Here is a 13,609-nt window from a genome sequence, read left to right as displayed (position 1 = left end):
CGCTACTACGGCAGCTATCGAGGCTAGGGTCTGTTGGCAGGCATCTTCTCAGCCGCAGAGGCGTCTGCCTGACAATCCAGTTAGGTGTGCGCCGCGTAAAGCGAGCGGTCGCCTGCTGCCTGGCAACGGAGCCTAGCGTTTAGGACCGAGTCTCCCGCCTCGTTTCGAGCGCTTTGGTGGCGCTCGCAGCCAGGCTACAGCCGGTTCGCGTTCTATCCGTCTTCCACCAGCGTTTAATTTTCGAGGGAGCAACGAATGACGAGCAACCGGAAGCTACTCGCCTGGGTCGAGGAGATCACTGCCCTCTGCGAACCCGCCGCCGTTCACTGGTGCGACGGAACGGAACGAGAGCACCAGGCCTTATGCGACCTGATGGTGCAAAACGGCACGGCGCGAAAACTTAACGAACAACGACGCCCCAATAGTTACCTGATCCACTCTGACCCGGCAGACGTTGCGCGCGTCGAAAACCGTACCTTCATTTGCTCGGAACATCCGGACGATGTCGGGCCCACTAACAACTGGCGCGATCCGGACGAGATGCGCGCTACGCTCAGAGGCTTGTTTCAAGGCTGCATGCGCGGCCGCACCCTGTACGTTATTCCCTTCAGTATGGGGCCTATCGGTTCGCCCATCGCCCACATTGGCGTCCAGATCACCGATTCGCCCTACGTCGTTTGCAGCATGCGCATCATGACCCGTGTAGGCACTCAGGTACTGGAAACGCTCGGCGATAACGGGAAGTTCGTACCCTGCCTGCACTCGGTGGGTGCCCCGTTGCAAGACGAGCAAACCGATGTCCCCTGGCCTTGCAACGCCGACAACAAATACATCGTTCACTTTCCGCAAACGCGGGAAATTTGGTCCTTCGGCTCCGGTTACGGTGGCAATGCACTGCTCGGGAAAAAATGCTTTGCGCTTCGCATTGCCTCGGCCATGGCACGGGACGAAGGCTGGCTTGCCGAACACATGCTGATTCTCAAGCTAACCTCCCCGCGACAAGAAGTGAAGTACGTTTGCGCGGCCTTTCCCAGCGCCTGCGGCAAAACCAACCTGGCCATGCTGGAACCCAGCCTGGAAGGTTGGAAGGTTGAGACCATCGGCGACGATATTGCCTGGATGAAGTTCGGCGAAGACGGACAACTTTATGCCATTAATCCGGAAGCAGGTTTCTTCGGCGTCGCGCCGGGCACCGGTATGGAATCCAACCCCAACGCCATGCGTGCCTTACACGGCAACGTTTTCTTCACCAACTGCGCCCTGACCGATGACGGCGACGTTTGGTGGGAAGGCATGACCGAGCGACCTCCCGCCCATTTAATCGACTGGACAGGGCGCGACTGGACGCCCGCGTCCGATCGCCCGGCAGCCCACCCGAATGCCCGATTTACCGCTCCCGCCGACCAATGTCCGGTCATCGCCAAAGAGTGGAACGACCCGAAAGGCGTACCGATCAGCGCTATTCTTTTCGGGGGTCGGCGCGCTACGGTCGTCCCCCTTGTCAACGAAGCACGCGATTGGCGCCAAGGCACATTCTTCGGCTCAATCGTTAGCTCCGAAAAAACGGCGGCGGCTAACGGGCGGATCGGCGAGCTGCGTCGCGACCCAATGGCCATGCTCCCCTTCTGCGGTTACAACATGGCCGATTATTGGAACCATTGGTTAAGTATCGGCGAGCGGAAGAACGCCCGTTTGCCGAAGATCTTTTACGTAAACTGGTTCCGCAAGGGTCAAGACGGCCGTTTCTTATGGCCGGGCTTTAGCGACAACAGCCGCGTGCTAAAGTGGATCTTCGAACGCTGCAACGAAGAGGTCGACGCCGTCGACACCCCTATCGGCCGGCTACCCGAGCAAGCCGATCTCGATCTCTCCGGGCTACCGCTAAACAGCGCCGATCTGGACACCTTACTAGGCGTAGATATCGAAGGCTGGCTCGCCGAGATTCCTCTGATCCAAGACTATTACGCCCAATTTGGGAAACACATGCCGGCTGCATTGCTAAACGAACTCGATCAGCTGCGCGAGCGTCTGCTAGCCGAGCGCGATAGTCCGCGCAAAGTTCGAACGGCGTGAGATCGGCGGCCGACACCGCAGCAATGCGGTGTCGGCAAAGCAATGTGCGCGTATAATAGGCGCTTCATCCGTCACGCTCTTGCGAGCAGGATAAAGGTGCGGCGAATCACCGCGTTTACCCACAAAAATAAGCTGAGCCAGCCCCATGAGCGCGCGCCAAAGCATCTATTTTGCCCATGCCAACGGCTTTCCCTCGCCCTGCTACCGACGCTTCTTTACCACGCTTGAAGCAAACTATCGGCTTGAGTGTCTAGAAATGGGCGGGCATAACCCCGCATTCCCGGTCGACAACAACTGGGATGCTCTATGCGACGAGCTCATCGACGACTTGGAGCGCAAAGCCAATGAACCAGTCATCGGGCTCGGTCACTCAATGGGCGGAATCCTGACCCTCTTGGCCAGTATCCGCCGCCCGGACCTGTTTCAAGCCTTCATCATGCTAGACCCGCCCATCATCATGGGACCCTCGGCCTGGCTGACAGGGCTTGCGAAACGAGGCGGTTTAATGGATAGGATCACGCCAGCCGCGATAAGCGAACGCCGGCGCACCGAATGGCCCGACCTGGAAACGGCCATTGACTCGCTAAAGAAGAAACGATTGTTCCGCAACTTCGAGCCGGCTTGCCTGGCAGATTACCTCCGGTACGGCACGGCGCCCTCTAAGAAAGGAATTCGCTTACGCTTTTCGCCGCGAACCGAAGCGGCTATTTTCCGCACCATTCCCCATAATCTACCCAACCTGCCGCGCACTCGGGTGCCGGGAGCCCTAATCTACGGCGAGCAAAGTCACGTTATCCGTTTTCGCGACCTACAACGACTTACCAAACATCAAGGCTTACTACTGCATAGCAGCCCGGGCGGTCATATGTTTCCCTTTGAGCATCCGCAATCGACCGGGCAAGCGGTCATAAAAGCGCTCGATGCGCTACAGAGCCACTACGCATTGGCGCAATGAGCGGCGGAAATCAGGCTTCTTCGATAGCAATCGAGCGCTATCGACACGCAAACGCTTGACCTGCGACGAGCAGTCAGCACAATGGGCACCGGACTTAGCCAGGCTTAACATTATGCAGTTAGACGACTTACTCGATACGTTTTCTTTCATTACCGACTGGGAAGAGCGCTATCGCTTACTGATAGACCTCGGCCGTAAAATGCCGGGGGTAGACGAATCGGAAAAAACCGATACCAATCGCGTCGAAGGGTGCACCAGCCAAGTGTGGCTCATTCCGGAAGTGGGCGAAGGCGATCCGCCGGTTATCACGTTTCGTGCCGATAGCGACTCGTTTATCGTAAAAGGCTTGCTTGCCATTATCTTGATGACGTACTCCGGTAAAACCGCGGACGAAATCAACCGCACCGATATCGAAGATATTTTTACCCGCCTTGGCTTAGAACAAAACTTAAGCCCCAACCGCCGCAGCGGCTTCTACGCCACTGTAGAGCGCATCAAAGAGCTGGCCCGCGCCGCACACCCCTAATAGGCCAAAGACAAGCGGCCCGCTGCCGAACGCAGGATGCCACTGCCTATAGCGTCCTGCACAGCTCATCGAATGCTCTCTCCGCCGCCCCTATCTCCTCAGAAATGAACACTTCCCTTAAAGGAGTCGGGCGCCGTTGCGGGACCCTTTTGTTCACCGAGTGTTGGTGGCCGTAGGTATCACCACGGCCAGTCTGTTGCTCGTCATCATCGTGTGGCGTGCCATCACCGTGCTGCTGCTGGTTTTCGCCGGCATCATCTTCGCCATTCTGCTCGCTTGGCTACGCGAACAGTTAAGCCACTACTTGCGTTTATCTCGCGGGTTTGCGCTAGCCATTGTGGTGCTTGTCGTTCTGCTGCTGTTCTCGTTACTGGTGACTCTCATCACACCCTTAATTGTCGACCAAATCCAAGCGCTTGCGGACGAGCTTCCAGGTTATATCGAAAGCGTCGAAGACTATTTGAGGCGATTCAACTGGGGGCGGGCCTTACTCGCACAAGCGCCGGAAGTAAACCATGCCTTCGGCAACTTCGAAAACTTCAACGGCGACCTGATCGCACGCATGGTCGGTATTTTCTCGACCACCTTCGGCTTTATCGCCGGGGTCGTCCTGATCTTATTCATCGCCATTTATCTCGCTGCCGAACCGTCCTTGTACGTACACGGCGTGCTACGCCTGATTCCGCTCGCGCACCGAGCGCGCGGCAAAGAAGTCCTCGCTCAGCTTGGCTACACCATCCGCTGGTGGATGCTCGGCCAAATGTTATCCATGTCCATCCTCGGCACGCTGACCGCCATCGGCTTAGCCGTGCTAGGCATCCCTTATGCCTTAGCGCTCGGCCTGCTCGCTGCCGTCATGACATTCATTCCCAACCTCGGCCCGATCCTTGCCTTTATACCAACCATACTAGTGGCCTTGGCCGTCAGCCCCGAACATGCACTCTACGTACTCGTGCTTTACGTCATCATCCAAAACGTCGAAGGCTACTTCATCACGCCCCTGGTTCACCGACGCATTATTGCCATGCCGCCGGTGATCATTCTCACCGTACAGATTCTGCTACTAACCATGGTCGGCTTCATCGGCGTTTTGCTCGCGCTGCCGTTGGTTGCTTGCGCGATGGTGTTAATCCGCATGCTGTACATCGAAGACGTTCTCGGCGACGACCTTAACCGGCCAGTGTGATCGACTTTGCAGTACGGTCAATCTACCGGAACTTTAACCACCGCTTAAGGCTCATTCCCTTACCGGTAGCCGCGCGCAGAGCCGTCGCGACTCGTCTCAAACGGAATGAACAAAGCGAGTGCATGACGCATGGAACAACAACGCCGTTCTCAAGTCGCCCTACTTGTTGCCTTACTGTTTTGCCTTTTCACCGTCAGCTTGCCGCCGCCCGCGCACGCCGACAGCGACGACACCGGTACCGAATACTCGCCCAACCGAAGTCAGGACATTCCCAGCCAGGGAAGTATCCGCGAGCGCATCAAAGCGCTAGAAGAAAACGAGTCGCTAGAAGAGAGCGCACGTAACCGCTTGCTCTCGATCTACCGTAGTATCGATGAACGGCTCGCCACCGCCGAAGCGCATCGCGCTAACAGCAACCGCTACAGACAGGCTATCGAATCCGCCCCCGCCCAGACCCAACGCCTGCAGGAACGGCTTAAACAAGCTCGCGAACAGCAAAGAAACGCTGACGAGCTGATACAAGAAAACGAATCGCAGCGGGATCTTAAACAACAATTTAACCGCCAGCGGGCGGAACACTCCGCCCTCCAGAACCGACAACGCAATCTCGAAGATCAACTGCGAGCGCAACAGTCGCGCCCTTTGGCCGCCCGCGAAGAATTAGCTGCTGCTAAACTCCGTCACGAAGAAATCGAGCTTCAGCTCGAAGCTGCCCGCACCGATACCAATAGCAACGAGCGCTTACAAGAAGCCCGTCTGATCCTGCTAAAAGCGCAAGAATACGAGCTTAGCGCACACATCGACATGTTGGAGCAAGAGCTAATCAGCCACGAAGCCCGTGTCGCGCTAATCGGTGCCCAACGTGACCTCGTCGCCTTTCAGGTGCAACAGCATGCAGACGCGCTAAGGCAACTACAGGAACTCGCTAACCTGCAAACCCGCGCCGAAGCCGCCCAAGCGGCCGAATCTGCCGCGCGTGCCAAACGCGAGGCTTGGGGCGCACACTCGGTACTGATGGATGTCGCCCAGCTCAACGCCAACCTTAGCGAACAACTATCGGACCTGGTCGCTCGCATCGAACGCAGCAGCACCGAACAGGACCGTATTAGCACTCAGCTGGAACACATCACCAAGGGTTATCGAAGCACCAAACAACAGTTGGATATTGCCGGCCTCAACGACACGCTCGGCGCCGCCTTGCGCCGAGAACGGCGCGCGCTGCCGGATGTTAACCAACATCACCAAATGGCACGGCAGCACCAGCAAACGATGACCGATGCGCGCCTGGCCCAGTTCCAGCTTGAACAACGACAGCGTGAACTCGAAGCGGCCCCGCGCCAGATCCAGCGAATCATGGACGAACGGGTCGATCCTGACTTACCGGCCGCCGAACGCGCACAGATCGAGCACGAACTCAACCGCTTATTGCAGGATCGAGACTCCCTAATGAGCGAGTTGACGCGCAACTACACACGCTACATCGAGATGCTGACTGAGCTGCACCGAAACCATGAACAGCTGGTCAGCCAAACCGAACGCTACGCGACACTGCTCGATGAAAGCTTGTTCTGGATCGCCAGCTCAAATCCGGTAGGTTTCGCCTGGCTACAAGATCTTGCTTTATCCGCCGCATGGCTGCTCGACAGCGGCCAATGGCGCAATACGCTGAACGCAGCACAGAAAACGCTAGGCGAGCGTCCCGTCGTAGCCGCCCTCGGCTTACTGCTATTCATCCTTCTACTGCGTGTTCGTCGAGATATCCGACGACGCTTGGAAATTATCGCCCGTCGCGTCGGAAAACCCCATAGCGACCGCTTTGCGCTGACGCTGAATGTCGTTCTGGTCACTCCGTTGCTGGCGCTGCCATGGCCCCTCGTCATCTACCTGGCAGGGTGGCTGCTTGGGCAAGCACCCGACACTCCACCGTTCGCGGGTGCCGTCGGCCATGCTCTACAAGCCACCACCATTGTCGCCTTTGTGGTCGATCTATTCAGGCAGTTGTGCCGCCCCAACGGCTTGGCCCAGGCACACTTCCACTGGACCGAACAATCGCGCCAAGTGCTCCGGCATAACTTAAGCTGGCTACTCGCGGCGAGCCTGCCGATCACCTTCATTATTACCTTAACGGAATGGCAACCGGACGAGCAGCATCGGGACGCTTTGGGCCGCCTAGCCTTCATGTTCGGCTCGATAGCCATAAGCCTCTTTGCCGCTCGCATACTACACCCCGAGCGCGGGGCCTTGGCGCTGTTACGAAAGGAAGCGCAACTGCAAGGTGGCTGGTGGTGGCTACGCTTTATCGGCTACCCCGTCATTATCGCTTTGCCGCTCGTACTCGGCGCCATGGCTTTGTACGGCTACTACTACACAGCATTGCAACTGCTAAGCCGCCTCTTCACCACCGCCTGGCTACTGATTGGCGTCGGCATTATATTCAACCTCGTCGTGCGCTGGTTAAAGCTCATGGAAAAACGGCTTTCGCTCGCACGCGCCAAGACGCGTCGCGAAGCGGCGCTGGCCGAACGCGAGGCAGCCAAGGACAGCGACCAACTTCCCGGAGAAGTATGGCAGGAACCGGAAGAACCTGAACTCGACTTGGAAACCATCGACGAGCAAAACCGCGGACTGCTCAATCTCGCAGTCGGCATCGCCATTGTCAGTGGACTTTGGCTGATATGGACCGACCTACTCCCGGCCCTGAACATTTTTCAGGAAGTTGTATTGTGGGAGCAATCGACAGCCGATGGCGAAGGCAAACTGCCACTAACCCTAGTCGACGTCATTCTCGCCCTGACCGTCGGCGCATTCACCCTCATGGCGGCGCGCAACATACCCGGTATTCTTGAGATAAGCATACTGCCCCGTTTATCGATCGATGCGGGAACGCGCTATGCCATTACCGCGATCGCCCGTTATATCATCGTAACGGCCGGGCTCATCGCAGTGGTTAATATGCTCGGCATCAGCTGGAGTAAAGCGCAGTGGCTAGTGGCCGCTCTCGGTCTCGGGCTTGGTTTCGGCTTGCAAGAGATCTTCGCCAACTTCGTATCCGGCCTGATCATACTGTTTGAACGTCCGGTTCGAGTCGGCGACACAGTAACCGTTGGCGAACTCAGCGGGACAGTAACGCGAATTCGGATTCGCGCGACCACCATCACCGATTGGGACCGGCGCGAAATCATCATTCCCAACAAGACATTTATCACCGAACGCCTGGTGAACTGGACGTTATCGGACCCCATTACCCGGGTTTTGATCCCGATTAGCGTCTCCTACGACACGGACCCCGAACACGCGCGAGAGCTGATTCTCCAAGTCGCTCGCGATAATCCGCGGGTACTGGAGGATCCCGAGCCTTCGGTATACCTCACCGGCTTGGGCGATAATGCGTTAAGTTTCGAGTTGCGCGCCTTTGTTCAGGAAATGGCCGACCGGCTACCGCTCGCGCATGAGTTACACCTTGGCGTCGTCCGTACGCTGCGCGAACACGGCATCGAGATTCCCTATCCGCAACGCGACTTGCACATTCGCACGATCGACGGCAAGCCGCCACTAGCGGGAACGCCAGCAACCACCCTAGCGTCCGGCGCTTCCTTAGCAAGATCCCCTTTTTCTGAGCAGCAACAGCAGCCATAACAGAATAAGGGAAAACGTTGAGGGTGTATCGCTATGAAGCTTCGCCGGATTTGGTCGGCCTTCGATCATATTTTGATCGCTTGTTGCCTATTCCTAGGCGGCCTCTTGCTTGGAATGTTCTTTCACGCCACCGTGCGGGAATACTTTTGGTTTCTGCTCGTCGTGCTGATTGTGTTACTGATAAAACCGATCTACAGCTACTGGAGCCACTACGAGCGTCGCCAAGGCGCCAAAGAGGCGTTGACCATTCGCGACCGCGAAGACGATATTTGAGCGCTGCCTAATCGCCCCTGCAAGGGAAACCGTACAATGAGCAGCGCTCTGCTTGCCGCCCCTCTTTCGCCATAGCCGATTAGAAAAGATCGATGCTAATCGCAACCCCGATCTGCCGGGTCTGGTTATGCGGCTCTACCGCCTGAGCGATCACATGGCCGGCTTCGACAATATCCTCAACCGACGATTCCTCGATGTCCCAGTAATCAAAGTATGGCTCGATCAGCAAACGGCGGTTATCCCTACCGTCCAACACCCGAACGGCACGTAAATAAAGGCGAGTCCCCATCCCCCCGCCTAACTTAAAGCTGACATCCTCGTAATCGGAACGCACATCGCTCAGGCGGGAGTCGTTCCAGCCCCTGACGAAAAACCGATACTCGGCGCCGCCGCCAAACCGCCAGCTATCGCCATAGCTTTCATAACTAAAGCCTAACGGGAGGTAGACATAATGGGTTTCCCGACGATATCCGCCCGCGCCTCGTAGAGCGTTATCCCAATAGCGATAACCGACGCCGACGTAACCGGCGACTTCGCCCATATCGATGTTGCGGTACTCCCCGATTCGAGCCTCCAGCGACAGGATACTGTCGTTGGATTTTGCCCGATGCGGCTCAATCGCACCGCTATGAAGGTCTTGTAATGCCCCGTCGTAGTCGAGCCGGCCTGCCTCGTAACTGACATTACCCTGGAAAAAATAGGCTTCCCCGCGGTAATCGTATTGAAAACGGAGCCCCAAAAGAGGGCCGCCGATTTCCATTAAGTTTGGCTCTTCGTACAGGAAACTCGATACCAGCAGCCCGCCGGTAACGCGGTGTTCCGGCTCTACTCTCCAGCCGGCCTCTACCCTAGCCACGCCCCCCAAAGCCAGCACGGCAATACACCCAACTACAACACTCCGCTTGAACATTGTTGCTCCCTGCTCAACCAGTGCCGCAAAAATCGTCGAAGAAAGAAAATATTAGGCACTGCGGAGCCGCCTACCGACGGCCGGTTTTTTATCGTCACAGCTATTGATAATAGGGAAATTATTATTTTCTATTTAACCAGGGGAATTTCCCTGCTTGGAGAATACTGAATCTCGTGTAGTTACGGTAGAGGTTGCACATACTAAACGTGCGCTACTTCACGGTTTCGTTACGGCAAAGGTCGTAGCGCGGGCGAGGCCAATTTGGCGGTACGAAGGCTCATTTACCGGCCACAAAAGCAGTGTGTCTAGCGACCCGAAATCCGAAGATCGGCAAAGGCCAAGCGGCAAAGAGCCGATATAAGACGCGCCCCGCCAACGACGAAGCGCGCTCAGTCTAGGACACCGAACTTATCCGCCTAACATGCCCCGTTTCAAGCGCTCGTCGGCAGGCTTGTCGCCCAGCCAGATCAACAGCAAAGCCCTATACAGCTCTTCGCTTGCAATCGTCCCTCGTTCGCGGCCGGCAGCGGAAACGCGAACGCCTTCGCCCGGAATATAATCGAGAAAAATATCGTCGCCTTGATTGCCGCTGTCGACCAGACTGTTTAGCTGCTCGATATAAGGGGCCAAGGCAGCGATCTCTTCTGCCGAGAGGTTATTGTTGATCCCCTCGTTCATCGCCTCATCCAGGGTCTCCGGATCAACGTCGCGTAGTAAGCTAAGCCGTATCCGCTTCGGTCCTTGCATACCGAGAACGGTTTGTGCAGCGCTCGCCGACTCAGGCAAATAGAGCGCACCGACATAAACCCGCACCATAAAGCGGGAACGGATTCCGTGTCCGTTCAACACCAGTTCCTCGCCTCCAAGCTCTATGCGAGCAGGTAGCTCGACGCCTCGTACGGTCACCGTCTCGGCTTGGGCCGAAAAGCTCACCAAGAGACCTAACGCGCAAGCGAATGCTAGACGTCTCAACATGCCATTCCTCCTAGTTATCGTTGTTTTGTTTTTGTATCGAGCTCGATTCTTTAGTGTACCCAAAAAGTAAGCAAGGCGTACGGCTACCGCACGCCTTGCTCCTACACTTAGTTACGCAGCGGCTTATTCGTTTTCAGCATGTGTAGGATCCGCTGCTGGGTCTTCTCCTCCCGCAATAAATCAACGAAGAAGGTGCGCTCCATATCCAGCAGGACGCCCTCGTCGACGCAATCGCCAGCCTGACGGTCGCCGCCGGACAGCACCTGCGCCACGTAAGCGCCGATCTTAAAATCATGATCGGAAATCCGCCCCGCCGCCAGCTGCCCGTTCAACTCGGCCATCAAGACGTCATACCCTTCTCGCCCGACAACCGGAATAGGTCTCTTCATCGGTGCCCGGTAAGCGGCTGCCGCCAGCGCTTTGGCTTGTTCGAGGGCGACGTAGAGCAGCTCGTGCTCATTCATCAACACAATATCGGAGGAACGCAAGAACCCGAGTTGCTTCGCTTCCAAGGCGTTGCTAGCAACCCGCGCGCTCACGATAGGCCAAAACGCACGTTTGAGAAAAGAAATCGGACTATCACTCGCCCCTTGCTCGGAGGCCCGCAAGGCGAACTCCTTGCAGGCGCCGGCAGCCGGCAACAGACCCACACCCGCCTCAACCAGACCGATCCGCGTTTCGAAAGCGGCAACCACCCGATCGCTGTGTAGCAGGAACTCGCAACCGCCACCTAGCGCCAAACCGCACGCCGCTGCCACAGTTGGGATTCGAGCATCGCGCATGCGGGTCGTTGCGGCCTGAAAACTCGCAACCATGCCGTCGAGCCCCTCGAAGTCGCCCCGCTCCAAGGCGTCCGCCACCTGCCGCAAGTTAGCACCTGCACTAAACGGCGGCTCCGGATGCCAAACAACCAATGCCCGACACCGCTGCTCGGCGACATCGAATGCTTGCAAGACACCCTCCAACACGTCAGCCCCAACGACGTGCATCTTGCTGCGGAACGAGAGAATGCCTACCTCGCCGTCAATCGTCCACAAACGAACCGCAGCCGATTCGAACAGCGTCTCCCCCTGCTCGGGGTTTGCCTCGCCAAGCACTTGCTCGGGAAATAGCTGCCGCCGATAGACCCGCAACTCCGAACGGGGGCGATAAGCGGCGTCATGCGGCGCATAGGAACCTGCCGAGGTATGCACAGCACCCACGTTGTCGACCCAAGCTGGCAGCTTTGCCGTGGCCATAGTCTGCCCGGCAGCGATATCCTCTTTGATCCAGTTCGCGACCTGCTCCCACCCGGCCGCTTGCCAAGTCTCGAACGGACCGGCCTGCCAACCAAAACCCCAGCGCAACGCGAAGTCTAAATCCCGGGCGTTATCGGCAATGCTCTCCAGCAGATACGCGGCGTAATGGAAGATATCGCGATGGATTGCCCATAAGAACTGCGCTTGCGGATGCTCGGACGTCCGCCATGCGGCAAGGCGAACCGCCGGATCTTTTTCCCGCAGCAACGCCAACACCTCGGGAGCCGCCTTGCCATCGGCCAACCGATACTCACCGCTCGCCGGCTCAAGCACTTGAATACCCGATTTATCTTTCCGATAAACACCGGCGCCTGTTTTCGGACCTAAATCGCCTTTCTCGATCAAGCGTTCCATCCAAACCGGCAGCTTGAGATAAGACTGCCAGGGGTCGTCGTCAAGGAGCGGCGCCGAGCCGTTCACCACATGACCGAACGTATCCAGGCCGACGACATCGGCGGTTCGGAAGGTGGCACTTTTCGGCCTTCCGATAGCCGGCCCGGTGAGCTGATCGACCACATCGAACGGAATACCCAGCCGCTCGGCGTGGTACATCGACACCAGCAGGGAGAAAACACCGACTCGATTAGCGATAAAGTTCGGAGTGTCTTTGGCCCGAACGACCCCTTTCCCTAGCGTCGTGACTAAAAAGGCTTCCAGTTGATTGAGGATTTCCGAGCGGGTCTCGCGCCCGGGAATAAGCTCTACCAGCGGCATATACCGCGGCGGATTAAAGAAATGCACGCCACAGAAGTTAGGCCTTAGTGCCTCCGGCAGAACCTCCGCCAGCCGATTGATCGACAGCCCGGAAGTATTCGATGCCAAGACCGCGTCGGCACGCACATAAGGGGCTACCTTCGCGTACAGATCGCGTTTCCAATCCATACGTTCGGCAATCGCTTCGACGATCAAATCGCAGGTCTGCAACTTATCGAGGTCGGTGTCGTAATTTGCCGGCACAATCTGCTCGCCCAGCGTTGGCAAGCCTAGCGGACGCGGTTGTATTTTATGCAGCCGCTCAATTGCCTGTTTGGCATTGGCGTTAAAATCCTCCCCGTCGGCCGGCAATTCGAACAGTAGGGTTTCAACACCGGCGTTCACCAAGTGCGCCGCAATTTGCGCACCCATCACCCCGGCGCCCAGCACGGCCGCACGGCGCACGTATAAACTCTCACTCATCTGCTTTTCTCCGTTTTTTCTACACGTTTCCCTACCCTGCCGCGGTTCATTGTCGCTTAGAGATCGGGAAATTCATCGAATTTAGGGGTGCGCTGCGCGCGGCTTATTTAGAAGGCGGAGTTCCGCCCTCGCACGGCGTCTGGGGCCTGCGCTGCGCTTCTCGGGGCTTTCGGGGTTCGCCCGACAGGCCTTTGTCGCTGCGCTATCCTGCTTCGCGCCAAAGCCCAGGGCGCACATCCGTGTGCGCCCGCTCGGCGGGACAGGCGTCCACCGGACGCCTGTCGCTTTCCGCCTCGCCCCTGGCCTGACGGTCGAATGGCCGCCATCCTTGGCGGCCACCCCTACGGGGCCTTTGCCGAAAGCCCCTGCGATGCTCGGCAGCGCCAACGGGCAAGAGCAAGACCCTTCGATCCACGTCTTCCCAAAGAAGTAAGACTAAGCCGGTTAACAGGGTGCGGTAGTTGGGAGAAACAAGAAGCGGTGAACGAAGCCGCTCTTACTTCGCCCTTTGGCTCGCCGAGCATCGCAGGCTTCGAGCGACAAGGCCCTTGGGGAGCGATACGCCTTGGGTTAAGGCCTCTGCGGCTCAGAGACACGTTGT

9 protein-coding genes are annotated in these 13,609 nt (G+C 57.5%); 6 read left to right on the top strand and 3 right to left on the bottom strand.

The window, feature by feature from the left end; genetic code table 11:
• Nucleotides 1-255: 255 nt before the first annotated feature.
• From CAI21_RS16980 to CAI21_RS16955, 6 genes are all read left to right on the top strand, one after another.
• Nucleotides 256-2,073, top strand: a complete 1,818-nt coding sequence (locus tag CAI21_RS16980) for a phosphoenolpyruvate carboxykinase (GTP) (protein WP_116303387.1) — start codon at nt 256-258, stop codon at nt 2,071-2,073.
• A 145-nt stretch (nt 2,074-2,218) separates the two neighbouring features.
• On the top strand, nt 2,219-3,028 hold the full coding sequence (locus tag CAI21_RS16975) for an alpha/beta fold hydrolase (protein ID WP_116303386.1): 810 nt from the start codon (nt 2,219-2,221) through the stop codon (nt 3,026-3,028).
• 112 nt (nt 3,029-3,140) lie between these two features.
• Nucleotides 3,141-3,554, top strand: coding sequence for a SufE family protein (locus tag CAI21_RS16970; protein ID WP_116303385.1), 414 nt, complete (start codon nt 3,141-3,143; stop codon nt 3,552-3,554).
• A gap of 136 nt (nt 3,555-3,690) precedes the next feature.
• The gene (locus tag CAI21_RS16965; RefSeq protein ID WP_116303384.1) at nt 3,691-4,740 is read left to right on the top strand and encodes an AI-2E family transporter; all 1,050 of its coding nucleotides are present in this window, start codon (nt 3,691-3,693) and stop codon (nt 4,738-4,740) included.
• A gap of 129 nt (nt 4,741-4,869) precedes the next feature.
• Nucleotides 4,870-8,376: a mechanosensitive ion channel domain-containing protein gene (locus tag CAI21_RS16960; protein WP_116303383.1), complete on the top strand. Its 3,507-nt coding sequence runs from the start codon at nt 4,870-4,872 to the stop codon at nt 8,374-8,376.
• A gap of 33 nt (nt 8,377-8,409) precedes the next feature.
• Nucleotides 8,410-8,649, top strand: coding sequence for a hypothetical protein (locus CAI21_RS16955; RefSeq protein WP_116303382.1), 240 nt, complete (start codon nt 8,410-8,412; stop codon nt 8,647-8,649).
• A gap of 79 nt (nt 8,650-8,728) precedes the next feature.
• Here the strand turns inward: CAI21_RS16955 and CAI21_RS16950 are convergent, their stop codons facing one another.
• The 3 genes from CAI21_RS16950 to CAI21_RS16940 form a co-directional block, all read right to left on the bottom strand.
• Nucleotides 8,729-9,559, bottom strand: a complete 831-nt coding sequence (locus tag CAI21_RS16950) for a hypothetical protein (protein ID WP_116303381.1) — start codon at nt 9,557-9,559, stop codon at nt 8,729-8,731.
• A 408-nt stretch (nt 9,560-9,967) separates the two neighbouring features.
• Complete coding sequence (locus CAI21_RS16945) at nt 9,968-10,534, bottom strand: chalcone isomerase family protein (RefSeq protein WP_116303380.1); 567 nt, start codon at nt 10,532-10,534, stop codon at nt 9,968-9,970.
• 107 nt (nt 10,535-10,641) lie between these two features.
• A complete protein-coding gene (locus CAI21_RS16940; protein ID WP_116303379.1) occupies nt 10,642-13,008 on the bottom strand; it encodes a 3-hydroxyacyl-CoA dehydrogenase/enoyl-CoA hydratase family protein in 2,367 nt (788 codons plus the stop codon).
• Between the last annotated feature and the right edge of the window lie 601 nt (nt 13,009-13,609).

It is taken from the genome of Alkalilimnicola ehrlichii (assembly GCF_003399765.1).
Lineage (GTDB): Bacteria > Pseudomonadota > Gammaproteobacteria > Nitrococcales > AK92 > AK92.
Note: the sequence above shows the minus strand (reverse complement) of the source record. Positions and strands in the feature narration are given on the sequence as shown.